Raw genomic sequence first — 25,750 nt, 5'->3', positions numbered from 1 at the left:
TTACTGCCCGTTACTCACTGTCACTTTTGTGTTCCACCAGTCTTCGCTGGCGGCTTTGGTCATTCGGATGGTCGGACGCTGCCCGAGGCGCATGTCGACCACGGCCACGTCACGTTCCAGAAGGTCCTGCACCTCGTTCACGGCAAGCACGCGTTCCAGCGCCCGCACCGGCCGTTCGGTCGGCAGCATGATGCGCTGACCACGGTCCAGCACCAGATCCCAGCGTCGCTCTCCCACGCGCACCAAGCCGCGCACGCGATTGCCCAGGCTGCGCGAGGTCTGAAGAAGTTCCAGCGCTTCACCCACGTGATCGTTGGCGCCCGCCCCCGCGATCAGCGGCAGATCGGCGTGGTCCTTGCGAGAGGTGGCTTCCTTGACATGCGCGCCTGTCTCATCGAGCAGTTCGAGCCCGTCATGCGTTCGCCAGACAATTACTGGCTGACGCTCGACGACATCGACTTGCAGGATGCCTCCGGGGCGGATTCTGACGGTTGCGGATTTTACCGGGTCCAGCCCGGTTATCGTGTCGCGGATCTGTTCAACATCCAGATCCCAGGAACTGATCGGGAAATCCAGCGGCACGATTTCGCGGATATCCTCGGACAGGCCGGTTCCCGTCCCATCGATGGCCATCAGGTTGACCATGAACTCGGGGCGCTCCTGAATCGAAGTGCGCACATCGGCGATGTAAGCGGCCAGTGCGTCGCGACGGTCCTGCGAGGCAAAGAAGATGCCAACTGCGGCAGCGATGGCGCAGATCGGCAGGCCGACCTTGACACCAAGGCGAATGCCAGGTGTCAGCATCCAACGCTGGAGCCGGTAGCTGAGGCGCGACGGCGCCGGGTCGCTGCGACGGGCCGTGCGGGAAAACACCCGCGCGCCACGCAGGCGCAGAAGCGGCTGAGCATCGTGCGATTCAGTGTCGGCCGAAGCGAAATCCGCATCCGGCCCTGCAACAGGTTTGGTTCGATGGATTTCCAACGCGCGGCTGGCGGTCAGCGGTCGCATGAGGCGTCCTCCACCATCCAGGCGCAAAGCTGGCCGAATGTCATGTCCAGATGGGCGGCCTGCTCCGGGGCCAGAGATGTGGGCGTCATGCCGGGCTGGGTGTTCGTCTCAAGCAGGAACAGCCCATCGGCACCCAAGCGGTCATCCCAGCGGAAATCGGTGCGGCTGACGCCTCTGCACCCCAAGGCAACATGCGCGCGCACGGCATAATCCATGCAGCGATCAAAGATGTCCGGTGGCACATCGGCAGGCAGAACGTGCCATGACCCGCCGGGTTTGTATTTGGCATCGTAGTCATACCAACCGCCATCGGTCATGATCTCGGTCACGGTCAGGGCGCGGTCGCCCATCACCGTTACGGTCAGTTCGCGCCCCGCGACATATTTCTCGACCATGATCTGATCAGGCATGTCTTCGGACAGCTGCGGCGGGCCATTGGCATTTTCGTGGACGATGTAAATCCCGACGCTGGAGCCTTCGTTGTTTGGCTTGGCCACATAGGGCGGCTCCATCACGTGGGCTTCGATCACCTCAAGCCTGGGAACGATCACGCTTGGAACGACAGGCAGACCTTCGGCCTGATAGACGTCCTTGCTGCGTTGTTTGTCCATTGCCAGCGCCGAGGCCAACACGCCGGAATGCGTGTAGGGAATGCGCATCCATTCCAGCAGGCCCTGCACACAGCCATCTTCGCCCCAGCGGCCATGCAGGGCGTTGAAAACCACATCCGGCTTGATGTCCGCAAGGCGCGCGCAAAGGTCGGGACCTGCGTCCAGTTCGACCACTTCAAAGCCTTCTCCCACAAGGGCGGCTGCGCATTCGCGCCCAGAGCTGAGAGACACCTCGCGTTCCGCCGAGGGGCCACCCATCAATACCGCCACTTTGGGGTTTGTCCTGCTCGACATACCCAACGTGTGCCTCAATGTCCCCGGACCTTATATGGTGGTCCGTACTGCGTTTATGCCTTTGATCCGTCGCCTGATTTTGCCTGTTTTGGTCTGACGGTCCGGGCTTTATTCTTTCAGCGGATCTCCGACCCGCATGATTTCCCACTCTAGCGTGATGCCGCTTGTTTCGTAAACCTTTTTTCGCACCTCTTCACCAAGGCCTTCGAGGTCGGCAGCGGTGGCTGAACCGGTATTGATCAGGAAATTCGAGTGTTTCGGGCTCATCTGCGCGCCGCCAAGCGTCGCACCGCGCATCCCCGCATCGTCGATCACCTTCCACGCCTTGAGATCATGCACGTCATCCGCCTGTCCGGTCGAGGAAAACCCGGCTGGATTGCGGAAGGTCGACCCCGCGCTGCGGTCCTTGGTGGGCTGGGTTTCGTCGCGTTTTTTCAACTGTGCCGCCATCCGGGCATGGAGGTCTTGGGGATTGCCCGAAGGGCCCTCGAACACAGCCGAAATCAGCACCGCGCCTTCCGGCAGGTCCGTCTGGCGATAGCGAAAGTTCAAGTCTTCGGGCGTCAGGTCCACAAGATCCCCTTGCCGGGTGACAATGGTGGCCTTGCGCAACACGTCCGCCGTGTAACTGCCATAACAGCCCGCATTCATGCGCACCGCACCGCCGATCGAGCCGGGAATGGTACGCAGAAAGGTCAGGTCTACGCCCGCGTCCGCCGCCTTGCGCGCCACATGCGCATCCAGCGCCGCAGCCCCTGCCGTAACCGTATTGCCGTCAACCGAGATCGTGTTGAACCCGCGCCCCAACCGGATCACAACGGCCCGAAGCCCCCCATCCCGAACGATCAGGTTCGAACCGACACCGATCGGAAAGATCGGGGTTTCCGCGGGCAGTTCCCTCAGGAACGCTTGCAGGTCTTCGATATCGGCAGGCTGGAACAGGTAATCGGCCGGGCCGCCAACGCGAAGCCAAGTGAGGTCAGAGAGAGGCCGCGCGCGCGACAGGCGGCCTTTCGGAACGGGAAACGTTGTCATGCGTCAGCACGCACCGCCAGGCTGCGTCCGCCCACACCGCCCATGATCGCGGCGAACAGAAAGGGAAGAACGCCGGCGGTCAGCCAGACCAGCGGGCCGAACGCCTGTTCTTCTTCGCCGGTTCCGATACCCGCCAGCACCACGATCAACGCCAACCCGACGGCCGAGGCCAGACCGATCAGCCAAAACAGGCCGCGCAGGCCCAACCAGCGGCCCGCCGTGAAACCGGCAGCGGCCCCGAGAAGGAAGGAAAGAAGTGGCAGATAGGCAAATGTAGCGACCGACGCCATGGCGGATCTCCTGAAACTGGCCGGTTATTTGTCAGCCGCCTTCATGCCCTGCATTTTCGTCTTTGTCCAACGGGTCAGATAAATGACGGGCCAGCGCAGCACGGACATCCCCATGGCCAGCACCAGCAAGCCGATCCACGGGCCGTTCTGATAGGTGACATACCCCAGAATCGGAATGCCCACGGCGATCAGGATATAGGCGCGCGTCCAATGGTTGTCTTTGCTCGGGATCATTGCCAGCAGATTCGCGGAAACGCCCCACAGACCGGCAAGGGCGATGGACCAGTTCATTCCATGACCTCCCCTCGCACCCATTTCCGCCAATAGAACCGGATCGGGTTGCGGAACATCGAAACGAAACCGCCAAAGGCAAAAACGGACCAGAACCAACCGTGGTCATAACCCAGCCAGACGATCAGAACCGGAGCGCAGATCAGCAGGGTCACGCCGGGCGGAAACTGCATTCGCATCGGCAAGAACGCCACGATCGTGGCGCAGATCACCCAAAGGGCGGCAAGGATCATCGAATAGTCCACTTGTCCCCTCCGAGGGTATGCGACGGTTGCGGGCAGGTTACCACACTTTCAGGTTGTGCGCCAAACAGAAGGGGCGTCAAACAGCTTGTTTTCGTTGCAGTCTCTCGGGCAGGCCGTTGGCCCAGGCGCTGATCGTGCCAGCCCCGAGACAGACAACCATATCGCCCGGACGGGCCTGTTCCAGCACGAGCCGTTCCAGATCGGCCTCGTCCAGCAGCGCGCGGGCGTGGCGGTGGCCGTGACGGATCAGGCCCTGCACCAGATCATCACGCGATGCGCCTTCGATCGGGTCTTCGCCGGCGGCAAAAATGTCGGCAATGGCCACGACATCGGCGTCGTTGAAACAGGTGCAGAAATCGTCGAACAGGTTGGACAGGCGCGAATAGCGGTGCGGTTGGTGCACGGCGATCACGCGGCCTTCGGTCGCCTGACGCGCGGCTTTCAGAACAGCGGCAATCTCGACCGGGTGGTGGCCGTAATCGTCGATGATGGTGACGCCGTCGACTTCTCCGACCTTGGTGAAGCGACGGTTGACGCCGCCGAAATTGGCCAGCGCGTCGCGGATTTCCGAGGCTTTCATGCCCAGATGGCGGGCAACGGCCACGGCGGACAGCGCGTTCGAGACATTATGGTCTCCGGGCATCGGCAGGGTGCAGCCTTCGATCACCTTGTCTTCGTATTGCAGGTGGATATCGAAATGCGCGACACCGCCTTTGTAGGTCAGGTTCTCGGCCCGCACATCGGCCTGCGCGTTGAAGCCATAGGTGCGCACGCGGCGGTCGGTGATGCGGCCCACCAGAGCCTGCACCTCGGCATGGTCGGTGCAGCACACGGCCAGCCCGTAGAAGGGGATGTTCGAGACGAATTCATGGAAACCCGCGCGCAGCTTGTCGAAATCGCCCCAATGCTCCATATGCTCGGGGTCGATATTGGTGACGATGGCGATGGTCGCGGGCAGGCGGTTGAACGAGCCGTCGGATTCGTCGGCCTCGACCACCATCCATTCGCCCTGTCCCATACGGGCATTCGAGCCATAGGCATGGATGATGCCGCCATTGATCACGGTCGGGTCAAAATCCCCTGCCACCATCAGTTCGGCCATCATGGTGGTCGTGGTGGTCTTGCCGTGGGTCCCGGCAATGGCGATGTTGGATTTCAGCCGCATCAGTTCGGCCAGCATGTCAGCCCGGCGGACAACAGGCAGGCCCTGTGCCCGCGCTTCGTCCAGTTCCGGATTGCCCGGTTTGATCGCGGTCGAAACAACCACAACGGCCGCGTTTTCAAGGTTTTCGGCGCGTTGACCGACAAAGATCTCGGCCCCCAGACTTGCCAGCCGGTCGGTGATCTTCGATGCCTTGAGGTCCGAACCCTGCACCCGGTACCCCAGATTGAGCAGCACCTCGGCGATACCTGACATCCCGATCCCGCCGATCCCCACGAAGTGAATCGGCCCTACGTCCTGCGGCAGTTTGGTTGCTGGGTTCATGCGGTCTCCTTCTGCGCCAATTGCTCGACGAGGGCCGTCAGACGCTCGGAGGCGTCAGGTGCCCCGACGGACAAGGCGGCATGGGCCATTTTCTGTGCGGCTTCGGGGTTCGTGAGAACCGTGGTGATTTGCTGTGTCAGCGCAGGAACGTCAAGTGCCTTTTCCGGGATCATGATGGCCCCGCCCGCCTGTACCAACCCACGTGCGTTCGCCGTCTGATGATCTCCGGCGGCGGCGGCAAAGGGGATCAGGATCGACGGGCGCCCAATGACCGAGATATCGGCAACGCTGGACGCGCCAGACCGTGAGATCACCAGCTGGGCATCCGACATGCGACGGGGGACATCATCGAAGAAGGGCTGCACATCGGCGCGGATGCCGTGTTCGTTGTAGAAGGCTGTGACGCGCTCGCCGTCCTCGTCCCGCGCCTGATGCGAGACGCGGATGTGATTGCGGATGTCTTCGGGCAGTGCGGCGATGGCTCCGGGCACAACATCGCTGAGGATGCGGGCGCCTTGCGACCCGCCCATGACAAGGACCGACATCGGGTAATCACCGGGCGGAATGTAACCGGCTGCGGCGCGGTCCAGAACGGCGGACCGGACCGGGTTGCCAGTGTGGATGCCATGTGCGCCTTCGGGCAGATCCGTGGGCCAGACACCGCAGGCCACCTGCGCGACGCGGGTGGCGAACACCTGGTTCACACGCCCCAGCACCCCGTTCTGTTCGTGGATCATGCGCGGGACTTTGAGCATGGTCGCCGCGCTCAGCGCCGGGATCGAAGGATACCCGCCGAAGCCGACAACAACATCGGGCTTGTCCCGCATCATCTGGAATACCATGCCAGCCACGCCGCCGGCGATCTTGGGGCCGGCCATGGCCTTGGCCGCCAGACCGCCACGCGCGAAAGTGGCCGAGGACGCCTCGACAATCTCGGTCGAATGCGGGAAACCTCCGGTATAGCGGGCGCCGCGCGGATCGGTAGACAGCCGCACACGCCAGCCCTTGTTCAGCATCGCCTCGGCCAGCGCCTGAGCGGGGAACATGTGCCCCCCGGTCCCGCCAGCCGCAATCAACAGGTATGGAGTCCCCATTATCCTCGTCCGCGCAGAATATCGCCAAGTTCGCCCTGTGGGCGGTTTCGGGTGAAGGCCAGCAGCATTCCGACCGCAATACCGCCTGCAATCAGCGATGAGCCGCCATAGCTGACAAAAGGCAGCGTCATACCCTTCGCGGGCAGCAGACGTACCGCAACACCCATGTTGATCATCGCCTGCACGCCGAACATGCATGCCAGACCGGTGCCCGCCAGACGGATGAACATGTCGCGTTCCCGCATCAGGCGCAGCAGCGAGCGTACCACGATCAACGAATAAAGCGCGATGATGATGAGCACCAGGATCAGGCCGTATTCCTCGGCCGCGACGGCAATGATGAAATCGGTATGCGCATCTGGCAGAGACCATTTCACCTGCCCCTCACCCACACCGACACCGAACAAACCACCTTCACGAATGGCGTTGGTGGCATAGCCCAGCTGCGTGGTCGGATCGACCTCTTGATTCAGAAAGCCATCGATACGGCGGGCAAAGTGTTCAGAATTGGAATAGGCGAACATACCGCCCAGAACAACAAACCCGGCCATTCCGACCAGCAGCAGCATCGGCGCCCCGGCGACAAAATACATCACCCCCCAGCCGAACAGGATCAGGCAGGCCTGGCCGAAATCAGGCTGCATCACCAGCATGCCGACTATCGCCATGCACAGGGCAAACGACCAGATCCGCCCCGGCGGGCCGTTTATCTCTTGTGAGGCAGCCAGCAGCCATGCAGCGACGACGACGAAGCCGGGTTTCAGAAACTCGGACGGCTGAAGCGAGGCAAAGCCCAGGGAGTACCAGCGCACCGCGCCCTTGCCAAAATCAGTTCCGAACACGGGCAGGAAAACCAGCGCCACGAATGCCCCCAGAAAGCCCAGCACCGCCAGCCGCCGCACCAGCGTCGGCGACATCATCGAGGTCAGCAGCATCGCAATCAGCGCCAATCCGCCGAAGATGGTCTGACGTTCGACATAATGGAACGGATCGAACCCGTTTCGCCCGGCCAGCGGAGGCGAAGACGCCAGCCCCAGCAACAGACCGATGGCAAACAGGATCAGAACGCAGGACATCGTCCAGCGATCGATTGTACGCCACCATTTCGGTAGAATCGGTTCGCCGCGCTGGTCCTGGACCGCGCCATACACCATCTCAGTCATGAGATACCGCCACTCTCTGCCTCGTCAACGCCCCGTTTTCGGGGTCTGTTTGAGACTTTACAGGGATTTTTGTTTTTGGGCTAGCAGAATGAAGCAATAAGGCAGAAATCAACCTGCCATGCCCAAGGTGTCCCCCTTCTGCATCTGGCTGACCTTTGATATCGCAATGTCAGCCGCGCCACTTGGTCGAGCGGCGTGTGATGAAACCTACTAGGTGTTGCTCATTGCGCTAACCTTTGATCGGATATCGGTCGGGCTCTTCAAACACATCGATGACACGAGACCCCGCCTTGATGGTCCCTCCGTGCTCCACTCCGCTTGGGATCGAGTAGCTGTCGCCGGGGCGGTAGATGCGGGTCTGGCCACCGATCGTGAGTTCAATTTCCCCCTCGACCACTGTCCCCCATTGGGCACCATGCGAATGCAGGGGAAGCTCCATGTCCTTGAGGAAAGTGAAGAAAGCGACCAGCCCTGCATCTGATCGAATGACGGCCGTCTGCACCACGTCTTCAGGAAAAGGCACATCCAGTTTTGGAAATGACGAAATAAATTCGGGAAACTGCATTGGAAATTCCTTTTGTCAGCTTGTTTTGTCAAAGCCTCTTTGCGTTAAAGCCGCAGCATGACAGCGCGCTGAACATCTGGCAATCGGCATGTCGGTTGACCTCAAATCCGGGAATGCGCGGGCAGTGCGTCTCATGCACTACTTCGGCATGAGGCCTTGCCATCCCGATTAATCCACGCCATCCCCCGCCCATGACCTACGACACGATCATCCTTGGGGCCGGTGCTGCCGGCATGATGTGTGCGGCCCATTGCGGCGGGCGCGTGCTGGTGATTGATCACGCCAAGGCACCCGGTGAGAAAATCCGCATCTCGGGTGGCGGGCGCTGCAATTTCACCAACATGCATGCCGGGCCGGGCAATTTCCTGTCGCAGAACCCGCATTTCTGCAAATCCGCCCTTGCACGGTACACGCAATGGGATTTCGTCGATCTGGTCGGACGTCACAACATCGCCTGGCATGAAAAAACCCTGGGCCAGCTGTTCTGCGATGGCTCTTCGAAACAGATCATCCGGATGTTGCTGGATGAAATGAGCGGTGCAGGAGCAGAGCTGTGGGTTCAAACCTCGCTGCGTGATCTGCGCAAGACCGAAAGCGGCTTTGCACTGGAGGTGGAGCGTGAAGGGAAAAGGCAGCATCTGACCTGCACCAATCTGGTGCTGGCAACGGGCGGGAAATCGATTCCCAAGATGGGCGCAACCGGGCTGGCCTATGACATCGCGCGCCAGTTCGGGTTGCGGATGACCGAGACGCGGGCGGCGCTGGTGCCGTTCACCTTCTCGGATGGGCGGTTCAGGGACCTGTCCGGCGTTTCACTGCCCGTGCGAGTGTCGAATGATCGCGCCAGCTTCGACGAGGCGCTGCTGTTCACCCATCGCGGCCTCAGCGGACCGTCAGTGTTGCAATTGTCGTCATACTGGCGCGAAGCTGAGCCGATCCGGGTGAACCTGATCCCCGATCTGCCTCTGCTTGATCTGTTGCGCACACAGCGGCAAAGCGCAGGGCGCAAGGCGCTGACCACTGAACTGGCGCGGCATCTGCCGGCCCGGCTGGTCGATCACCTGTGCCGGATCATTCCGATGTCCGGGAAGCTGGCGGATCAGTCGGACGCGAAACTGGCCGAGCTGACCGCGGCCTTGTCCGCGTGGCAACTGGTGCCGTCGGGAACCGAAGGGTATCGCACCGCCGAAGTCACCTTGGGCGGGATCGACACGGACGACTTGTCCTCGAAAACGATGGAGGCCAAGGATGTCCCCGGCCTCTATGCGATTGGTGAAGCGGTGGATGTCACCGGCTGGTTGGGCGGCTACAACTTCCAGTGGGCATGGTCGTCAGGCCATGCCGCAGGTGTTGCAATTGCCGCAGGGCGTTAGCCTACGACGTTGTACCCGCGCCCACGCATGCAGTTGCGCACGATCACTTCCTTGTTCTGGTTTTTGTTGATGACGTCTGCGCCAGCACCTACCAGGGCACCTGCCACAGCCGCGCGACCAAGATTGTCGCTGCTGTCCTGAACGATCCCGGTAACGGCCGCGGCACCCGCTGCGCCAATTGCCGCGTTCCCTGCGGTAGAGCCATCAACGCTGCTCTGCGATGCCGCCAGTTGTTGGCATTGTTGCAGGTCCACGTTGTAGTTCGGACCGACCGGGCCGTCGACAATGGGCTGATAGTTGGCACCCGTATTGGTACAGGCCCCCGCAACAAGAATGGCAGGCAGGATCAGAGAAAGTCTACGAAATGGCATAGTCATAACCTCGTGTTGAATCTGGAGGCAGGCAAAACCAATAGTGATGCCGCGTCAAGCTGATAGCATCCAAGCTTGGCCCAGCCGGCGATCTATTGCAAATGGCTATTCCGTCAGCCTGAGCCTGACTTGCGCTGCAAAGTCATCGCCGCGCTGTTCGAAATTGTCATATTGGTCGAAACTGGCGGCGGCCGGTGCCAACAGCACCGTGTCACCGGCCTCGGCATCCTCCATGGCTTGTGCCACGGCGGCCTCCATCGTGGTGCAGACCTGCGCGTCTGCTTCAAGCTGCATCGCAAAACCGGCCGCTTCGCGTCCGATCACATACGCCTTGATGACCTCGCCCGTCGCCGTGTTCAGGGCTGATATGCCGCCCTCTTTCTCAAGACCGCCGCAAATCCATCGGATCTTTTTGAACGCGGTCAATGCCTTCACGGCGCTGTCGACATTGGTCGCCTTGGAGTCGTTGACGTAGGTAACCCCATCGGCCTCGGCGATGATCTGGCTGCGATGCGGCAGACCCGGATAGGAATGCAGCGCATCCTCGATCACGCGCGGGGCAAGGCCCAGCGACCGGCAGGCGGCGTAGGCCGCGCAGGCATTCTGGTGGTTGTGTGTACCAGGCAGGCCCTTGATGGCGCGCAGGTCGATAGACCCCGCCTGCCGCCCCTTGCGGTATTCCGACAGGAACCCTTTGCGCGCAAAGACCTGCCAGCCCGGCCCGGTCAGCTTCCGCGCCACCGAGACACGGATCACCCGGTCATCCGATGGCCCTTCGGCCAGTTGCCCGGCCAAAAACGCACCTTCGGTTTCGTCGACTCCGATGATCGCACGGTCAGGGCCGCCTTCGGCAAAGAGACGCCGTTTGGCCGCGAAATATCCGCCCATGCCGCCGTGGCGGTCCAGATGATCGGGCGACAGGTTGGTGAACACCGCCACATCGGGGGTCAGAGCGCGGGCCAGTTCCGTTTGGTAACTGCTGAGTTCCAACACCACGACCGAGCCATCTCCGCCCGGATCGATATCCAGAACCCCGCGCCCGATATTGCCCGCCAACTGCGCCTCGCGCCCGGCCTCGGTCAGAATGTGGTGGATCAACGCCGCCGTGGTCGATTTCCCGTTCGATCCCGTCACCGCAATCACGCGCGGCGGCGTGTCGTAACCGTTCCATTCCGCCCCCGCGAAGGAGCGGAAGAACAGGCCGATGTCATTGTCCACAGGCACGCCTGCATCCAGGGCTGCCGCCACCACGGGGTTCGGTTCAGGATAGAGATGCGGAATGCCCGGTGAGACGATCAGCGAGGCAATGTCGTCAAATGCTCCATGCTTGCGCAGGTCGGCGCAGGAGAAGCCCTCGCCTTCGGCGGTATCACGGGCGGCTGGGTTGTCGTCCCAGCACACCGGTTCTGCCCCGCCTGCGTGCAGGGCACGTGCCGTGGCCAGACCGGACCGGCCCAGCCCCAGAACGGCCACTTTCTGTCCTGTAAAGCCTTTGACCGGGATCATTCACTTCGGTCCTTTTTTGCCAAACACCCTGTCACCATCAACCAAATCATCAATGGGAACAGGAACAAACTTCCCCAGGCAATCAAGAAAGCCGCCTCTTTTGCGTTGAACAATTGTGAAAGGACGATGGGTAACACAACCAGTGAAAATCCGACAAAAAAAGCCAATATCCGCACTTGAGCTTTCCAGCCTAATTCCTCAACCTTTTCGTAACCTTCATCTTCTTTTATCTGCTGTAAGCCACGAAGTGAAACCAGAACGGCATGGGTCAACAGGCAGTAGAGTATTACCGCCAAAAAAAGCAGAGCAATAAAATAGGCTATCCACCATCGGGGGTTGTCAGCATCTGTAAAAACACTGGCTGAAAACCAAAGCCCCCATGCTAGCGCTAGGGCGCTGACCAATGCTTGGAATGCACTGGAAACCCACTCTAAATGTGGCCTTAGTCCTTCAAGAAACTTAGACACTTACCTTACCTTCAGCGTCGCCAGACCGATCATCGCCAGGATCAGCGAGATGATCCAGAAGCGGATCACGATGGTCGGCTCGGCCCAGCCTTTCTTCTCATAGTGGTGATGGATCGGGGCCATCAGGAAGACCCTCTTGCCCGTGCGCTTGAAATAGAGGACCTGAATGATCACGCTCAGCGCTTCCACCACGAACAGGCCGCCGACCACGGCCAGAACCAGCTCGTGCTTGGTGGCCACGGCGATGGCACCCAATGCGCCGCCCAGGGCCAGCGAGCCGGTGTCGCCCATGAACACTGCCGCCGGGGGGGCGTTGTACCAGAGAAACCCGAGGCCGGCTCCGAACAGCGCGGAGGTGAAGATGAAGATCTCACCGGTGCCCGGGACGTAATGCACATCGAGATATTCGGTGAAGTCGACCCGACCCACCGCATAGGCAATCACGCCCAGGGTCGAGGCCGCGATCATCGCTGGCATGATGGCCAGCCCGTCCAGACCGTCGGTCAGGTTCACCGCATTGGCGGCCCCGACGATCACGACAATCGCAAAGGGGATATAGAAGATGCCCAGATTGACCAGCGTGTCCTTGAAGACGGGTACGGCCAGTTGGTTCTGCAAGGCTTCGGGATGGTGCAACGTCGCCCAAAGCGAGGCCAGCACGGCGATGATCACGCCCAAAGCCAAACGCATCCGGCCCGAAACCCCTTGCGTGTTCTGTTTTGAAACCTTGGCATAGTCGTCCGCAAACCCGATGGCCGCATATGACAAGGTCACAAAAAGAACCATCCAGACATACGGGTTGTCCAACCGCGCCCAGACAAGGGTTGACGTGACCAGAGCGCCGACAATCAGCAACCCGCCCATCGTCGGTGTGCCTGCCTTGGAAAAATGCCCTTCGGGGCCGTCGTCACGGATTGGCTGGCCCTTGCCCTGTTTCTTGCGCAGCACGTTGATCAGGGGTTTTCCGAAGATGAACCCAAAGATCAGCGCGGTCATGAAGGCACCGCCTGCACGGAAGGTGATATACCGGAAGAGGTTCCAGAAATCCCCTCCGTCCGACAGAGCGGTCAACCAGTACAGCATGACAATACCTTTCTCACACGAGGCGCGTGGGCAAGTTCACCCATCAAGCGCGCCCCCTTGCCCCATTTTGCGCAGACCGTCAACAATCGCGGCCAACGCCATGCTGAGTGAGCCCTTGGCGAGCACCGTGTCGCCATCCCGGATCAACGCAGGCAGATGTTCGGCCATTTCGGCGCTGGTTGCGAACCAGAGTCCACGTTTCTTTTCTGGCAGCGCGTGGTGCATCGCCTGCATCAACGGCCCGATGCAATGAACCTGATCCACATGCGCCATCGCCTTGATATCTGCCATGGCGGCATGCATGGCCTCTTCCTGGGCGCCCAGTTCCTTCATGTCACCCAGAAACGCTATGCGGCGGGTGCCTTTGGAGGCGGCCAAGACATCCAGCGCAGCCTCCATCGAGGTCGGGTTGGCGTTGTAGCTGTCATCCAAAAGTTCGATCTGCCCACCCCCTGACAATGGCAAGCTTTCACGTACCCCGCGCCCCTTGACGGGTGACCACGCATTCAGGCCCGCGATGGCCTGTTCCAGATCAACCCCCAATTCGACGCAGGCCGCCAAAGCGCCAAGCGCGTTCATCGCGAAATGCGTACCGGCAGAGTTCACCTCGAATTGGATCACGTGATCACCAACCTTGGCTTCGGCTTTCACTGCATCGGCTACTGCCCGAGCATCGGTCAGCCGGTAATCCGCTGCGTTCCGGCCAAAATCGACAATCCCTGCCCCCTGCTCCAGCGCGGTTTGGCGCAGGATGTCCGCGTGGTCGATATCTGCGTTGACGATCGCGGCCCCGCCGGGTTCGAGCCCTTCGAAGATCGCCGCTTTTTCATGGGCAATGCCGGCCACCGACTCGAAGGCTTCCAGATGCACCGCCGCCACGGTCGTCACCAGCGCCACATGCGGGCGGGCCTGTTTGGCCAGCGGGGCAATTTCACCGGGGTGATTCATGCCGATCTCGATCACCGCAAATTCGGTGTCGCGGGGCATCCGCGCAAGGGTCAGGGGCACGCCCCAATGGTTGTTGTAACTGGCGACGCTGGCGTGGGTTTTCCCTTGCGTTTCCAGGATTGTCGCCAGCATCTCCTTGGTCGACGTTTTACCCACACTGCCCGTCACGCCGACCACGCGCGCATCCGTTCGGGCCCGTGCCGCCTGACCCAACGCTTCAAGACCTGCCTGCACGTCCTGGACGATCAGCAGAGGAGCCCCGTCTGGCACATCGTCCGGAACACGGGAAACCAGCGCGGCACCTGCCCCTTTTTCCAACGCCTGAGCTACGAAATCATGCCCGTCCCGCGCCGCTTTCAGCGCCACGAACAGATCGCCGGGCTGAAGGGTGCGGGTGTCGATGGAGACACCATTTGCCGCCCAGTCGGTCGTCGCCTGACCGCCCGTCGCTTCGGCCGCATCGGATGCTGTCCAGAGCGTCATGCGACCCTCCCGTCCAGTGCTGCCACGGAAATGCTGGCCTGTTCCACATCGTCGAAGGGCAGAACCTGATCCCCCACGATCTGTCCGGATTCATGGCCCTTTCCGGCAATCAGCAGAGCGTCGCCCGGTTGCAGCGCATCGATGCCGCGCAGGATGGCCTCGGCGCGGTCGCCGACTTCGGTCACGCTGGCGTCGCCGGCGGCCTCCGAAGCGCCCGCCATCACGGCCGCACGGATGACAGCAGGATCTTCGCTGCGCGGGTTGTCGTCGGTGACAAAGACCACATCTGCGTGGTTGGCTGCCGCCTTGCCCATCAACGGGCGCTTGGTGGCGTCGCGATCCCCGCCCGCGCCAACAATGGCAATCAGACGGCCCATCACATGCGGGCGCAGCGCCTTGAGTGCTGTGGCGACAGCGTCAGGCGTGTGGGCATAATCCACGAACACCGTCGCGCCATTGTCACGCGTGGCGGCCAGTTGCATCCGCCCGCGAACCGTCGTCAGGTGGGGCAGAGTTTCAAAAACGCGTTCGGGGCCGTCCCCGGCTGCGATCACCAGCCCACAGGCCAGCAGGATGTTTTCGGCCTGAAACCCGCCGATCAGGTTCAGGCGGGTCTGGAACGTTCGGCCCTGCCACGCAAAGCGCAGGTCTTGCCCCGTGGCGTCGAACCGTTGGTTGATCAGGCACAGGTCAGCATCGCCCAGCCCGACCGTCAGCACCGACTGACCACGTGCCTCGGCAATCCGCCTGATCTGAGCCCCTTTAGGGTCGCTCAGGTTGACGACAGCTGTTCCGTCCTGCGGCAAAACCCGGTCGAACAGACCAGCCTTTGCGTTGAAATAAGCCTCGAAGGTTTCGTGGTAATCCAGATGATCCTGCGTGAAGTTCGAGAAACCGGCGGCGGTCAGGTGAACGCCATCAAGACGGCGCTGTTCAAGGCCGTGGGACGACGCCTCCATTGCGGCATGGGTCACGCCGTTCTCGGCCGCCTCGGCCAGACAGCGGTGCAAGGTGATCGGCTCGGGCGTGGTATGGGCCAGCGGCGCTGTCCAGGCACCCTCGACCCCGGTGGTGCCGAGGTTGATGGCGGCATGGCCAAGCTCGGTCCAGATCTGCCGGACAAAGGTGGAAACAGACGTTTTGCCATTCGTTCCGGTGACGGCCACGATGGTTTGCGGCTGCGCCCCGAACCACAGCGCCGCGGCACCGGCCAGCGCCTGACGCGGGTCTTCCACCACGACCAGCGCTGCGTCCGAGGCTGCCAGTTCGGCCTCGGCGATCTCTGCCCCTTTGGCATCGGTCAGGATCGCAGCGGCCCCCATGCGCAGGGCAAACTGGATGAACTCTCCGCCATGAACGCGGGAACCGGGCAGCGCGGCAAACAGAAAGCCGTCTTTCACCTCGCGGCTGTCAACGGCCAGACCAGTGATATCCGGGTTTGCGCCCTCTCTTGCGGTCAGGGCCAGCTGGCTGAGTTTCTTCGTCCTTGTGCCCATGACCCACCTCTTGCCGGACAGCCTAGTTTGAGGTCAGCGTTATAGCAGCGCCCGCCTCAGGCTCAAGCCGGGGACGTAGCCCCAACAACGGTGCGACGCGACCGATGAGTTCGGCGGCGACAGGCACCGCAGTCCAACCGGCCGTGCGGCGCTTTTCACCGTAGGCCACGATCGAAGGTTCGTCCAACGTGACGATCAGAACGTATTGCGGGTCATAGGCCGGGAAGATCGTCGCAAAGGTGGCAATGACCTTGTCGTCGTAATACCCGCCGCGCGGTTTGGGCTTGTCGGCCGTACCGGTCTTGCCCGCCACGTCATAGCCCTTGACCTCGGCGAAACTGGCGGTGCCGTCCGTTACCACCTTGCGCAGCATTTTCTGCGCCTGACGTGCGGTGTCCTGTGACATGACACGAGGCCCGTATTGCGTGCCGTTCTGGCGCAGGATGGTCGGGCTGACGTAATGCCCGCCATTGGCAATCGCAGCATATCCGGCGGCCAGATGCATCGGACTGGTCGACAGGCCATGGCCATAGGAAATTGTTACGGTGCTGAGCTCGCCCCATTTCTTCGGCTTCAGCGGCACGCCGCCCTTGGCCTCGACAATCTCGAATGGGGTCGGATCGAACATGCCAAGCGCGTCCAGAAACTCCTGCTGCCGTTTGGCCCCGATTTGCAAGGCCAGACGCCCCGTTCCACGGTTCGAGCTGTGGACGATCACATCCGCCACGCTGATCTTGCCATAGTTCTTGCCGTTGAATTCTCCGATGGGAAAGCGGCCGATCTTCATCGGCCCGGACGTGTCGATGATGGTGTTCGAATTCACCAATCCAAGTTCAACGGCCTGGGCCGCGGTGAAAATCTTGAAAACGGACCCCAGTTCGTACACGCCTTGCACATAACGGTTGAACAGCGGGCTGTCCGAGGGGTCAAAGCCCGAGGTCGGCGGGCGCGGGCGGTCATTCGGATCAAAAGAAGGCAGCGAAGCAGCTGAAATGACCTCGCCCGTATGCGCATTCATCAGAACGGCCGAGGCCCCCTTGGCGTTCATGATCTTCATGCCGCCATCGAGAACCTGTTCAACCGCGGCCTGAATGGTCAGGTCCAGCGACAGTTGCAGCGGCTTGTTGCCGTTGGCCGGATCGCGCAGATAATCGTCGAACTGCTTTTCCACACCGGCCACGCCGATCACTTCGGCGGCGCTGACGCCTTCACGCCCAAAACCGGCCCCGCCCAGGATATGAGCGGCCAGCCGCCCGTTGGGGTAAAGCCGCATTTCTCGCGGGCCGAACAGGATGCCGGGATCACCGATGTCGTGCACGGCCTGCTTCTGCTCGGGCGAAATGCGTTTCTTGATCCACAGGAATTTGCGGTTGCCGGTGAAGTCCTTGATCAGCCGCTCTTTTTCCAGATCAGGAAAAATCGCTACCAACTGGTCTGCGGCGGCAACGGGGTCGATCATCAAAGGGGGCTGTGCGTAAACGGAATAGGTGTCCAGATTGGTGGCCAGTATGCGCCCTTCGCGATCGACGATGTTGGCGCGCTGCATGGCAATCGCTGCTCCCGGCGCGCTGGCCAGAGGCTCTTGTGCTTCCGAGGTCGCCAACATGCCCATGCGAACACCGACAACTGAAAATGCGCAGAAGAAGAACAGACCAAGCACCAGCAGACGCCCTTCGGCGCGGGCGCGGGCGCGATCTTTCATCTCTTCGTGGCGCTTGCGGATGTTTTCACGCTCGATTGCCTTGGGGTTTTCGCCCCGGGCGCGGGCATCAAGGATTCGGGCCAGGGGGCGCAGAGGGGTGCGTGTCATGGAATCTGCACCTCGCCCAAAGCCTGAATATCGGTGATGGCCTGCAATTCAATCGGATCAACGACAGGCAGGTCCGGGTCTTCGGCATAGGCGATCTGATCCGCGCGTCCGAACTGCTCGGCCCGCAACGGAAGCAGGCCAAGGCGCTCAAAGTTCAGGTCGGCCAGTTCGCGCAGCCTGTCCGGGCGGTTCAGATAGGCCCATTCCGCGTTCAGAACGGCCAGCCGCACCTGTGCCATTCCGATCTCGCGCTGCAAAGACTGCGTTTCCTTGACCACTTGTTGGGTTCGGTAGTTTTCCTGATAGGCCCACAAAGCAAGGCCGAATACGGACAGAGCAGTCAACACATACAAAACACTCTTCATCTTGCCCTTCCCCCCAGTTGCGGCATCCCGATGGCCCGCGATTCGATTTCCCCCGCCGGAGCATCGGTTCGTATCGCCACGCGCAGTTTGGCTGACCGTGCACGCGGGTTTTCCCGCAACTCCTGTTCGTCAGGACCCACCGCCTTGCGGGTCTTCAACGTGAACTGAGGCTGTTCCTGTTCAATCTCGGGTGCATAGCGGTTCGCACGCCCCGTCTTTCCCGCGCGGGACTGGAAAAACCGTTTCACCATCCGGTCTTCGATGGAATGGAACGTGACGACAGCCAATTGCCCGCCGGGTTTCAATGCACGTTCAGCGGCCATCAATCCTTGAAACAGCTCTTCGTATTCTGCATTCACGGCGATCCGCAGCCCTTGAAAGCTGCGCGTGGCCGGGTGGGATTGCCCCGGTTTCGGACGTGGCAGGCAGGATTCGATGATCTCGGCCAGACGCAGGGTCGTGGTAATCGGCTCTTCCGCGCGCGCTTTGACAATCGCCCTGGCAATCCGGCGGCTGGCGCGTTCTTCACCATAATGGAACAGGATGTCGGCCAATTGCGCCTCGGTCGCGGTATTCACCAGATCGGCAGCGCTTTCGCCATCCTGGCTCATGCGCATGTCCAAAGGGCCATCCTTCATGAAGGAAAATCCACGGTCGGCCTGGTCCAGTTGCATCGAGGAAACGCCAAGGTCAAGCACAACGCCGTCCAGATCCTGCGCGTATTCATCCATACGAGAGAACACGCCGGGCTGCATCACCAGCCGGTCGCCATACGCGCCCGCCCAGTCTGACGCCATCTCAAAAGCCAGCGGATCGCGATCAACACCGATCACCTTGTCGGCCCCGGCTTCCAGCAATCCGCGGGTGTACCCGCCTGCGCCGAAGGTGCCGTCCAGCCAGACGCCCGTGACCGGCGCCACCGCCGCCAGGAGCGGGCGCAGCAAGACAGGGATGTGAGGCGCGTCCGGTTGTGGGTGATCCGCGGCCGCCATGCCGTCACCCGCCCTCGACTTCATCGAGGAATTGCAGCGGGTCAACATCCTCGCCAAGGCCGTCGAGCCATTCCTCGGTCGCCGCCAGTTCCTCGGATTCGTAGGTCTCGGGCTTCCAGATCTGAAAAGTATCCCCGGCGGCGATAAAAAACGCCTCGCCCTCAAGACCGATCTTCTTGCGCAGCTTTGCCGGCAGGACCAGCCGCCCGGTTTCATCGACATTGGTCGGGAAGGACTGCCCGTGGAACAGGCGCTGCAACATCTTGCGCTTCATCGAGCCGCGTGGCAGCGCGTCAATCTTGGCATCGACCTCGTCGATCGCCTCCATCGTGTAGCATTCCAGGTATTTGCGGCGATGATCCCCGTAGACGATCACAAGCTCTGGATTGTCGCCGGGCTGCCAGTTGGAATCGGAGGCTTCAAGCACACGGCGAAACGAGGCCGGGATCGACACCCTGCCTTTCGCATCCACCTTATGGTGGCTTTCACCTCTGAACCTGCGCGCCAAGACGACTGTCCCTTTCGCTTGCGCCCCACTTGAAATTCGCGTTCCCCCCGGATGAAAAACGGCGGGTTGATCTGCTGCCACTGATCAACCCGCCGCATTGACCCGCTGTGCGGGATGTCCAGCTGCACGCGCCACCTGGGGGGATGTCTGCTCGCCCGCGCGCCGGATCTCTTGATTGATGAAAGCGAGATGCCTGTATGAAACCTGATTATTTTTGGTCGGGGTCGTTTGGCGCCCCTGCTGCCTCGTCCTCATCGGATGTATTAGGGATGCCATGGGAATTCATGGAAATCAACAAGAATTTCGCCAATCGTATTCTCTGAATCACCCTGGGGATACAATATCACCATGAAATTTGAGCGCAACAACACCAACTGTAGGAGGCACTGTCACAACACCCCCTAGATATAGACAATATGAAGCTGAAATTTTTTTCCCATGATTTCCCGAAAAAACTGAATGATTGGCATTCAGGATGGAAAAACCCGGCATCCATGGGCAGCAATCTTGCAGAATCATTCGCATTTCGCGCGCAATTCCGGCGGGACATCCCCTCGACAACCACATTGGCCCATGAAGTCCCGTGGCATTCGGGCTGTACCCTCCGCGACCTGCGAAACCGGCAAATCGTGCACCAGGGAATAGCTGAACCGCCGCGCCTTGCCTGGCGCTTCGGTCACACGCACGTCTTGAATGGTTTTGTTGCGCACAAATTCCAACCAACACCGCTCAATTAAAAGGCAAGCCGTCGGAAGGCCATGTTTCCGCCGTCACCCGTGACCCAAGGGAAGGCCCAATGATTCAAGGCGCATTTCGAGTTGAAGGAAAAAATTGAACCAATCTATGCGCTTGCTGCATAGCAGCATTGACGATGCGACCTATTGTGCAATCGCAGCATTTGCCTATTTTCAACCTCAAGCAAGGGCCGAGCGTTATCGGCAAAGCAAATGAATACGGATGATGAGCATGGCAGTCGCAAGCACACATACAGCCTCGAAGAGCGCATCGGCGTTCGGGATCGCAACTTTGATCGAAAACGCAAAGGCGCGTTTTGCCCGCTATCGTATGTATCGCCAGACCGTCAATGAGCTGGCAGGACTGTCGGACCGTGAACTGGCCGATCTAGGCCTGCATCGGTCCATGATCCGTCGGGTGGCCATGCAGGCCGCCAACGATCACATCGCGCAATAAGCGCGCCACGAATACCGAGATCAGGCCCTTCCTCCTCCCTTAGGGTCTGTTATCAGCGGCAACGTCTCTCCTCCTCCCTGACGTTGCCGCACCCTATACCGGCCTCAACCCGCCGGATCCTGATACATCGAGGCTCTCCTCCTCCCTGCCTTGATGTTGAAAGCGCGCGGCGACGTCCTCCTCCTCCCTGACGTCGCCGCGTCTTCTCCATACCGGGTTCAAACCCGGGTTCGAATACATCGGGGCTCTCCTCCTCCCTGCTCTGATGTTGACAAGACGGCGGTTCCCCTTCCTCCTCCCTGGGAACCGCCGTTTTTTTTCGACACCAGTGCAAGATGGCCCGCTGATTTCTGATCCCGAGGAAACGATAGCCGCCTGTTTCAACGCGCAGATCGACACCCACGACCCGGATGGGTAACAGGATGATCCGGCGGGTTTGATGCGGAACTTCGACCGCCACAAGGGCCGACTGCTCACGGTCTCATCGAAACCGGTCGAACGGATCGAAGGCGATTGGCCCAAAGGTGGCATTGTGCTGATGGAGCTTCCGGACCTTGCCACGGCGAAAGCCAGGAAAGACGACCCCGACTACATCGGGCTGGCGAGGATCCGGCAAGTTACCGCCTCGATCAATCTGGTTCTGGCGAAGGGATAAGACGCCTCAGAACGGGACGTCATCCTTGTTGGTCAGAAAACGCGAGACCACTTTCTTTGTGCCGGCCTTGTCGAATTCGACCTCGACCTTGTCGCCCTCGATCCCGACAACCGCGCCATAGCCGAATTTCTGGTGGAACACCCGTTCCCCCAGCGTGAAACTGGCCACGGCGGTCGCGTCGATCACCGTGTTGCGGGATTCGCGCGGCTGAGACATACCGTATTGCCCCTGGCGCGCCTGCATCCGCCTCCAGCCCGGCGAGTTGTAGACATTCGCTTCGGCCGCGCGGGTTTCAATGCCCGCAGTGGGCTGGCCGCCACCATAGAGCCCCGGAGGAGTCAGCACCTCGACATGTTCTTCCGGCAATTCGTCGATGAAGCGCGAGGGCATGGAGTTCTGCCACTGCCCGAACACCCGCCGGTTGGCAGCAAAAGAAATCGTGCACACCTCCTCGGCACGAGTGATGCCGACATAGGCCAGACGGCGTTCTTCCTCGAGCCCCTTGAGCCCGGATTCGTCCATCGACCGTTGCGAGGGGAACAGACCGTCCTCCCACCCCGGCAGGAAGACCGCGGGAAACTCAAGCCCTTTGGCTGCGTGCAGCGTCATGATCGAGACCTTGGGCCCACCGCTGTCCTGTTCGTTGTCCATCACCAGACTGACATGTTCGAGGAACCCTTGCAGGTTTTCGAAATTGTCCAACTGATTGACCAGTTCCTTGAGGTTTTCAAGGCGCCCTGCTGATTCAACGTCTTTTTCTTTCCTAGGCGCATCCGGCTTATCCGGATCAACGGGCTTGAGGTACATCTCTGGATAGCCCGACTCATCAATGATGATTTGCGCCAACTCGATGTGCGAAAGCTCTGGTTCGCCATAACGAACTGTTTCCACTTCGTCATCGACGACCGAGTCGTCATCAATTTCAATCCGGGGACCGCGTGTCAGACCATTCCAACGCGCGAGGTCACTGATTAGCTGTCGAAGGGATTTGGCACCTTTTCCTTTAACAAGCCCCTTTTCAATAGCCAACTGCGCACCTGCAAGCAGCGAGACGCCGTTTTTTCGCGCCTCATCTTGAATATCTTGCCATGCTTTGCTTCCAAGGCCACGCTTTGGCTTATTATATATCCGCTCGAAGGCCAGATCATCCTCGGGGCTGACCACCAGCCGGAAATAGGCCATGGCATCGCGGATCTCCATCCGTTCATAGAATCGCGGGCCGCCGATCACCTTGTAGGGCAAACCAATGGTCAGAAACCTGTCTTCGAAGGCGCGCATCTGGTGGCTGGCGCGGACAAGGATAGCCATCTCATCAAGGTTCATAGGGCGAATACCACGCGTACCGCCCTGCATCGCGTCAATCTCCTCGCCGATCCAGCGGGCCTCTTCTTCACCATCCCAATGGCCGATCAGATTGACCTTGTGACCTTCCTCGGCATCGGTCCAGAGCTCTTTGCCCAGACGATTTTCATTGCCGCGGATGACGTTCGAGGCGGCGGCCAGAATATGAGGGGTCGAGCGATAGTTCTGTTCCAACCGCACCACATACGCGCCGGGAAAGTCCTTTTCAAACCGCAAGATGTTGCCCACTTCGGCACCGCGCCAGCCATAGATCGACTGGTCGTCATCGCCGACGCAACAGATGTTCTTGTGCCCACCCGCCAGCAGCCGCAGCCACAGGTACTGGGCGATGTTGGTGTCCTGGTATTCGTCCACCAGGATATAGCGGAACCAGCGCTGGTATTGCTCCAGAACATCCTGATGGGTCTGGAAGATCGTAACCATGTGCAGAAGCAGATCGCCGAAATCCACCGCATTCAACTCTCGCAGGCGGGTCTGGTATTGGGCATATAGCTCAATGCCCTTGTTGTCATAGGCCCCGGCATCGGCGGCTGGCACATTGTCGGGTGTCAGCGCACGGTTCTTCCAATCGTCGATGACTCCCAGCAACATCCGCGCAGGCCAGCGTTTGTCGTCGATATTTGCGGCCTGCACCAACTGCTTGAGCAGGCGCAGCTGGTCGTCGGTATCCAGTATGGTGAAGTTCGACTTCAGATCGACCAGCTCTGCATGCCGGCGCAGCAGTTTGACGCAGATCGAATGAAAGGTGCCCAGCCACGGCATCCCCTCGGCGGGCTGTCCCAGCAGGCGGCCAACCCGTTCCTTCATCTCGCGCGCGGCCTTGTTGGTGAACGTGACCGACAGAATTTCGTTCGGGCGTGCGCGCGCGGTGTTAAGAAGATGCGCAATACGGGTGGTCAACGCCTTGGTCTTGCCGGTGCCGGCACCGGCCAACATCAGAACCGGGCCATCCAGCCGCTCGACCGCGTCCCGTTGTGCCGGGTTCAGCTCATCCAGATAGGGCGAAGGGCGCACGGCCATGGCCCGCGCCGACAGCGAAGCGCCCTCGAAGGCGTCCATTTCGTCAAAACTGCTCATGGCCCCAAACTACGCTGGAAAAGCGCGAAGGGAAAGGGTTTGTTCACGGCTTGTTCGCAGACTTTTCGCACTTCTTTTTATGTTCAATTCTAAACAAACACGCCACCGCCCTGCACCCCCGTTAACTCTCTGTAAAATCCTGACTGGGATGCTTGGCCGTGTGTTGTGGGAGCGGACATATGAAACAAGCGAAACTGACAGGTCAGTCCTCAAGGCTTAAAATGATAGGCGTAGCCCTGATGCTGCTCGCGCTGACGGCAGCAGCGGGCTGGGGGATCTATGCCGTCCCGGCGCCAGTGGTTGATCGCATGCTGGAAGCAGATCTGCGAAAAACCGCGATGCGGATGAGCCGCCAGGTCGAAAGCCATCTGAACGATCTTGAACAGACATTCCGTTTCCACACATTGAGCGAGCATGACGAGGAGTTTCTGGAGTTACTGCCCGAAACCACGGACATTTACCGCTTCAAGCTGTTTGATGCGTCGGGGCAAGTGTTCTGGTCGACCCGTGCAAGCGACGTCGGGTTCGTGAATGAGAAACCCTATTTCCAGTCGATCGTCGCCGCCGGGGGCCTTTATTACAAACACGAAGAGAAGCCGATTACCGAAGTCGATTCCTTTGTTGTCGACAATTCCGGGGATTCGGAACTGAGCAGCCGCCATGTGGCCGAGGTCTACACGCCGATCATCAAGGATGCGACGTTCCTGGGCGCGATCGAGTTCTATTCCGACATAACTGACCTGCGGAACCTGTTCATCACGCGCGTTCGCCTGTCGCTTGCGCTGCTCAGCGGGATAGCCCTGCTGGCGCTGACGACAGTTATCCTGATTGTTCATCGCACCAACCGTCGACAGGTTCGCGATCTGCGCAAACGGGCCGTAAAAGAGCGGGAACTGATGGACGAACAGCTGCGCCTGGCCCGCGAGGTCCGCCTGCTGGGTGAATTGAACGAATGGCTGCAATCAAGCCGGTCACTGGATGAACTGTTCGACATGGTGTCCCGCTTCATGACCCATATCCTGCCAGAGGCCGAAGGCAGCGTGTATGTCTACTCAAACTCACGCGACGTGCTGGATGGCTGCGCCAGCTGGAACGGTGGAACCCATAAATCCCACATCCATCCCGAAGGATGCTGGGGATTGCGGCGCGGCCGGACCTACGAGTTCGGCGCATCCGAGATTGATTTTGTATGCGAACACGCCGAACCGCATGACGGGCGACCTTATTTCTGCTTTCCCATTCTGGCCCATGGCGAAACCGTTGGTCTTTTGCATCTGCGGGCACTTGAGGGGCGCGAAGACTGTTTCAACAAGAGCCGCAAGCTGGCCCAATTGTGCGCCGAACAGATCAGCATGGCGATCGCCAATGTCCGCATGCGGGATCAGCTGCACGACCAATCGGTACGAGACCCGCTGACCGGGCTGTTCAATCGCCGCCATATGACCGAGATGCTGCGCAAGTCCATCAGCCGCAGCCAGCAGACGGGCGCCGCACTAAGCCTGATCGCGGTGGACGTGGATCACTTCAAGAAGTTCAACGATACTCATGGGCATGATGCGGGCGACATGGTGTTGCGCGCCGTCGGCGCCGCCTTGGAGCAAGGGTGCGACCGGGACGAAGTCGCCTGCCGCATCGGTGGCGAGGAGTTCATGCTGATCCTGCCTGACAACAGCCCCGAAGATGCCATGACCCGCGCCGAACAACTGCGCCAGGCGGTTGAAGCCGTTACCGTACGATATGGCGAGAAGGCCTTGCCGCGCATTACGATATCGGTTGGGGTCGCACATTACCCGGCCCACGGCACCATGCCGCAGGACCTGATGCGCGCGGCCGACGACGCGCTTTATGTCGCCAAGGACAAGGGGCGCAACCAAGTGTATGTTGCAAGCGGCACCGGGAACCAGATTAAAAAAACGCCGCCTGAAAACCGGCAACCACCTAAGGATGCAGCTTAAAAAACTTGCCGAATCGCATGGCAGGT

The 25,750-nt window shown here is 60.4% G+C and carries 26 protein-coding genes; 5 read left to right on the top strand and 21 right to left on the bottom strand.

Features of this window, described 5'->3' with window-relative positions; all coding sequences use genetic code 11:
* The 10 genes from AC2FFD_RS02800 to AC2FFD_RS02755 all read right to left on the bottom strand — a co-directional run bounded on the left by AC2FFD_RS02800 (position 1) and on the right by AC2FFD_RS02755 (position 8,082).
* Positions 1-1,008 carry a cell division protein FtsQ/DivIB gene (locus AC2FFD_RS02800; RefSeq protein WP_496871833.1) on the bottom strand — a complete coding sequence of 336 codons (1,008 nt, stop codon included), beginning with the start codon at positions 1,006-1,008 and terminating at the stop codon, positions 1-3.
* Positions 996-1,919 carry a D-alanine--D-alanine ligase gene (locus AC2FFD_RS02795; protein WP_170343719.1) on the bottom strand — a complete coding sequence of 308 codons (924 nt, stop codon included), beginning with the start codon at positions 1,917-1,919 and terminating at the stop codon, positions 996-998. The genes AC2FFD_RS02800 and AC2FFD_RS02795 overlap by 13 nt, the downstream gene beginning before the upstream one ends.
* Before the next feature lie 102 nt (positions 1,920-2,021).
* Entirely contained in the window at positions 2,022-2,948 is a 927-nt protein-coding gene (gene murB, locus AC2FFD_RS02790) for a UDP-N-acetylmuramate dehydrogenase (RefSeq protein WP_496871831.1), read from the bottom strand.
* On the bottom strand, positions 2,945-3,238 hold the full coding sequence (locus AC2FFD_RS02785) for a hypothetical protein (protein ID WP_425078604.1): 294 nt from the start codon (positions 3,236-3,238) through the stop codon (positions 2,945-2,947). Before AC2FFD_RS02785 ends, murB begins: the two co-directional genes overlap by 4 nt.
* 24 nt (positions 3,239-3,262) lie before the next feature.
* Complete coding sequence (locus AC2FFD_RS02780; protein ID WP_170343716.1) at positions 3,263-3,529, bottom strand: DUF2484 family protein; 267 nt, start codon at positions 3,527-3,529, stop codon at positions 3,263-3,265.
* Entirely contained in the window at positions 3,526-3,774 is a 249-nt protein-coding gene (locus AC2FFD_RS02775) for a DUF2484 family protein (RefSeq protein ID WP_170343715.1), read from the bottom strand. The genes AC2FFD_RS02780 and AC2FFD_RS02775 overlap by 4 nt, the downstream gene beginning before the upstream one ends.
* A gap of 76 nt (positions 3,775-3,850) precedes the next feature.
* The gene (murC, locus tag AC2FFD_RS02770) at positions 3,851-5,260 is read right to left on the bottom strand and encodes a UDP-N-acetylmuramate--L-alanine ligase (protein ID WP_170343714.1); all 1,410 of its coding nucleotides are present in this window, start codon (positions 5,258-5,260) and stop codon (positions 3,851-3,853) included.
* The gene (locus AC2FFD_RS02765) at positions 5,257-6,354 is read right to left on the bottom strand and encodes a UDP-N-acetylglucosamine--N-acetylmuramyl-(pentapeptide) pyrophosphoryl-undecaprenol N-acetylglucosamine transferase (protein WP_496871830.1); all 1,098 of its coding nucleotides are present in this window, start codon (positions 6,352-6,354) and stop codon (positions 5,257-5,259) included. The genes murC and AC2FFD_RS02765 overlap by 4 nt, the downstream gene beginning before the upstream one ends.
* Positions 6,354-7,517 (bottom strand): putative lipid II flippase FtsW, encoded by a 1,164-nt coding sequence (gene ftsW, locus AC2FFD_RS02760; protein ID WP_496871829.1) that lies wholly within the window; start codon positions 7,515-7,517, stop codon positions 6,354-6,356. The genes AC2FFD_RS02765 and ftsW overlap by 1 nt, the downstream gene beginning before the upstream one ends.
* Before the next feature lie 229 nt (positions 7,518-7,746).
* Positions 7,747-8,082, bottom strand: a complete 336-nt coding sequence (locus AC2FFD_RS02755; RefSeq protein WP_170343711.1) for a cupin domain-containing protein — start codon at positions 8,080-8,082, stop codon at positions 7,747-7,749.
* 191 nt (positions 8,083-8,273) lie between these two features.
* Here AC2FFD_RS02755 and AC2FFD_RS02750 point away from each other — a divergent pair, with 191 nt between their 5' ends.
* Complete coding sequence (locus AC2FFD_RS02750; RefSeq protein WP_496871826.1) at positions 8,274-9,455, top strand: BaiN/RdsA family NAD(P)/FAD-dependent oxidoreductase; 1,182 nt, start codon at positions 8,274-8,276, stop codon at positions 9,453-9,455.
* On the opposite strand, the gene AC2FFD_RS02745 is transcribed toward AC2FFD_RS02750, so the two are convergent.
* From AC2FFD_RS02745 to mraZ, 10 genes are all read right to left on the bottom strand, one after another.
* On the bottom strand, positions 9,452-9,826 hold the full coding sequence (locus AC2FFD_RS02745; protein WP_245217959.1) for a glycine zipper family protein: 375 nt from the start codon (positions 9,824-9,826) through the stop codon (positions 9,452-9,454). The two genes, AC2FFD_RS02750 and AC2FFD_RS02745, sit on opposite strands and share 4 nt — an antisense overlap.
* Positions 9,827-9,931: 105 nt before the next feature.
* The gene (gene murD / locus AC2FFD_RS02740; protein WP_496871824.1) at positions 9,932-11,332 is read right to left on the bottom strand and encodes a UDP-N-acetylmuramoyl-L-alanine--D-glutamate ligase; all 1,401 of its coding nucleotides are present in this window, start codon (positions 11,330-11,332) and stop codon (positions 9,932-9,934) included.
* On the bottom strand, positions 11,329-11,799 hold the full coding sequence (locus tag AC2FFD_RS02735) for a hypothetical protein (protein ID WP_496871822.1): 471 nt from the start codon (positions 11,797-11,799) through the stop codon (positions 11,329-11,331). The genes murD and AC2FFD_RS02735 overlap by 4 nt, the downstream gene beginning before the upstream one ends.
* Positions 11,800-12,882: a phospho-N-acetylmuramoyl-pentapeptide-transferase gene (mraY, locus tag AC2FFD_RS02730; RefSeq protein WP_152458667.1), complete on the bottom strand. Its 1,083-nt coding sequence runs from the start codon at positions 12,880-12,882 to the stop codon at positions 11,800-11,802.
* A 36-nt stretch (positions 12,883-12,918) separates the two neighbouring features.
* Positions 12,919-14,313 (bottom strand): UDP-N-acetylmuramoyl-tripeptide--D-alanyl-D-alanine ligase, encoded by a 1,395-nt coding sequence (locus AC2FFD_RS02725; RefSeq protein ID WP_496871821.1) that lies wholly within the window; start codon positions 14,311-14,313, stop codon positions 12,919-12,921.
* Positions 14,310-15,809 (bottom strand): UDP-N-acetylmuramoyl-L-alanyl-D-glutamate--2,6-diaminopimelate ligase, encoded by a 1,500-nt coding sequence (locus AC2FFD_RS02720; RefSeq protein ID WP_170343705.1) that lies wholly within the window; start codon positions 15,807-15,809, stop codon positions 14,310-14,312. The genes AC2FFD_RS02725 and AC2FFD_RS02720 overlap by 4 nt, the downstream gene beginning before the upstream one ends.
* Before the next feature lie 22 nt (positions 15,810-15,831).
* Positions 15,832-17,619 carry a peptidoglycan D,D-transpeptidase FtsI family protein gene (locus AC2FFD_RS02715; protein ID WP_496871819.1) on the bottom strand — a complete coding sequence of 596 codons (1,788 nt, stop codon included), beginning with the start codon at positions 17,617-17,619 and terminating at the stop codon, positions 15,832-15,834.
* Positions 17,616-17,984, bottom strand: a complete 369-nt coding sequence (gene ftsL, locus AC2FFD_RS02710) for a cell division protein FtsL (protein WP_152458671.1) — start codon at positions 17,982-17,984, stop codon at positions 17,616-17,618. The genes AC2FFD_RS02715 and ftsL overlap by 4 nt, the downstream gene beginning before the upstream one ends.
* Positions 17,981-18,976 carry a 16S rRNA (cytosine(1402)-N(4))-methyltransferase RsmH gene (gene rsmH, locus AC2FFD_RS02705; protein ID WP_496872240.1) on the bottom strand — a complete coding sequence of 332 codons (996 nt, stop codon included), beginning with the start codon at positions 18,974-18,976 and terminating at the stop codon, positions 17,981-17,983. The genes ftsL and rsmH overlap by 4 nt, the downstream gene beginning before the upstream one ends.
* Before the next feature lie 4 nt (positions 18,977-18,980).
* On the bottom strand, positions 18,981-19,484 hold the full coding sequence (gene mraZ / locus AC2FFD_RS02700; RefSeq protein ID WP_170343702.1) for a division/cell wall cluster transcriptional repressor MraZ: 504 nt from the start codon (positions 19,482-19,484) through the stop codon (positions 18,981-18,983).
* 416 nt (positions 19,485-19,900) lie between these two features.
* On the opposite strand from mraZ, the gene AC2FFD_RS02695 reads away from it, so the two are divergent.
* The 3 genes from AC2FFD_RS02695 to AC2FFD_RS02685 all read left to right on the top strand — a co-directional run bounded on the left by AC2FFD_RS02695 (position 19,901) and on the right by AC2FFD_RS02685 (position 21,330).
* Complete coding sequence (locus tag AC2FFD_RS02695) at positions 19,901-20,221, top strand: hypothetical protein (protein WP_496871817.1); 321 nt, start codon at positions 19,901-19,903, stop codon at positions 20,219-20,221.
* A 229-nt stretch (positions 20,222-20,450) separates the two neighbouring features.
* Entirely contained in the window at positions 20,451-20,675 is a 225-nt protein-coding gene (locus AC2FFD_RS02690; RefSeq protein ID WP_170343701.1) for a DUF1127 domain-containing protein, read from the top strand.
* Positions 20,676-21,114: 439 nt separating this feature from the next.
* Positions 21,115-21,330, top strand: coding sequence for a DUF1330 domain-containing protein (locus AC2FFD_RS02685; protein ID WP_496871815.1), 216 nt, complete (start codon positions 21,115-21,117; stop codon positions 21,328-21,330).
* A 6-nt stretch (positions 21,331-21,336) separates the two neighbouring features.
* Here AC2FFD_RS02685 and AC2FFD_RS02680 read toward each other — a convergent pair whose 3' ends face one another.
* Positions 21,337-23,769, bottom strand: a complete 2,433-nt coding sequence (locus AC2FFD_RS02680; RefSeq protein ID WP_496871814.1) for an ATP-dependent helicase — start codon at positions 23,767-23,769, stop codon at positions 21,337-21,339.
* A gap of 179 nt (positions 23,770-23,948) precedes the next feature.
* Between AC2FFD_RS02680 and AC2FFD_RS02675 the strand changes: the two genes are divergently transcribed.
* A complete protein-coding gene (locus AC2FFD_RS02675) occupies positions 23,949-25,724 on the top strand; it encodes a sensor domain-containing diguanylate cyclase (RefSeq protein ID WP_496871811.1) in 1,776 nt (591 codons plus the stop codon).
* The last annotated feature ends 26 nt before the right edge of the window (positions 25,725-25,750 follow it).

It is taken from the genome of Ruegeria sp. YTSC002 (assembly GCF_059609845.1).
Note: the sequence above shows the minus strand (reverse complement) of the source record. Positions and strands in the feature narration are given on the sequence as shown.

Bases quoted from the DNA above. Each gene is read 5' to 3' on its own strand.
- AC2FFD_RS02800 (WP_496871833.1), bottom strand. From the start codon at position 1,008: ATGCGACCGCTGACCGCCAGCCGCGCGTTGGAAATCCATCGAACCAAA.
- murB (WP_496871831.1), bottom strand. From the start codon at position 2,948: ATGACAACGTTTCCCGTTCCGAAAGGCCGCCTGTCGCGCGCGCGGCCT.
- AC2FFD_RS02785 (WP_425078604.1), bottom strand. From the start codon at position 3,238: ATGGCGTCGGTCGCTACATTTGCCTATCTGCCACTTCTTTCCTTCCTT.
- AC2FFD_RS02780 (WP_170343716.1), bottom strand. From the start codon at position 3,529: ATGAACTGGTCCATCGCCCTTGCCGGTCTGTGGGGCGTTTCCGCGAAT.
- murC (WP_170343714.1), bottom strand. From the start codon at position 5,260: ATGAACCCAGCAACCAAACTGCCGCAGGACGTAGGGCCGATTCACTTC.
- AC2FFD_RS02765 (WP_496871830.1), bottom strand. From the start codon at position 6,354: ATGGGGACTCCATACCTGTTGATTGCGGCTGGCGGGACCGGGGGGCAC.
- ftsW (WP_496871829.1), bottom strand. From the start codon at position 7,517: ATGACTGAGATGGTGTATGGCGCGGTCCAGGACCAGCGCGGCGAACCG.
- AC2FFD_RS02755 (WP_170343711.1), bottom strand. From the start codon at position 8,082: ATGCAGTTTCCCGAATTTATTTCGTCATTTCCAAAACTGGATGTGCCT.
- AC2FFD_RS02750 (WP_496871826.1), top strand. From the start codon at position 8,274: ATGACCTACGACACGATCATCCTTGGGGCCGGTGCTGCCGGCATGATG.
- AC2FFD_RS02745 (WP_245217959.1), bottom strand. From the start codon at position 9,826: ATGCCATTTCGTAGACTTTCTCTGATCCTGCCTGCCATTCTTGTTGCG.
- murD (WP_496871824.1), bottom strand. From the start codon at position 11,332: ATGATCCCGGTCAAAGGCTTTACAGGACAGAAAGTGGCCGTTCTGGGG.
- mraY (WP_152458667.1), bottom strand. From the start codon at position 12,882: ATGCTGTACTGGTTGACCGCTCTGTCGGACGGAGGGGATTTCTGGAAC.
- AC2FFD_RS02725 (WP_496871821.1), bottom strand. From the start codon at position 14,313: ATGACGCTCTGGACAGCATCCGATGCGGCCGAAGCGACGGGCGGTCAG.
- AC2FFD_RS02720 (WP_170343705.1), bottom strand. From the start codon at position 15,809: ATGGGCACAAGGACGAAGAAACTCAGCCAGCTGGCCCTGACCGCAAGA.
- AC2FFD_RS02715 (WP_496871819.1), bottom strand. From the start codon at position 17,619: ATGACACGCACCCCTCTGCGCCCCCTGGCCCGAATCCTTGATGCCCGC.
- ftsL (WP_152458671.1), bottom strand. From the start codon at position 17,984: ATGAAGAGTGTTTTGTATGTGTTGACTGCTCTGTCCGTATTCGGCCTT.
- rsmH (WP_496872240.1), bottom strand. From the start codon at position 18,976: ATGGCGGCCGCGGATCACCCACAACCGGACGCGCCTCACATCCCTGTC.
- AC2FFD_RS02695 (WP_496871817.1), top strand. From the start codon at position 19,901: ATGAAGCTGAAATTTTTTTCCCATGATTTCCCGAAAAAACTGAATGAT.
- AC2FFD_RS02690 (WP_170343701.1), top strand. From the start codon at position 20,451: ATGGCAGTCGCAAGCACACATACAGCCTCGAAGAGCGCATCGGCGTTC.
- AC2FFD_RS02685 (WP_496871815.1), top strand. From the start codon at position 21,115: ATGCGGAACTTCGACCGCCACAAGGGCCGACTGCTCACGGTCTCATCG.
- AC2FFD_RS02680 (WP_496871814.1), bottom strand. From the start codon at position 23,769: ATGAGCAGTTTTGACGAAATGGACGCCTTCGAGGGCGCTTCGCTGTCG.
- AC2FFD_RS02675 (WP_496871811.1), top strand. From the start codon at position 23,949: ATGAAACAAGCGAAACTGACAGGTCAGTCCTCAAGGCTTAAAATGATA.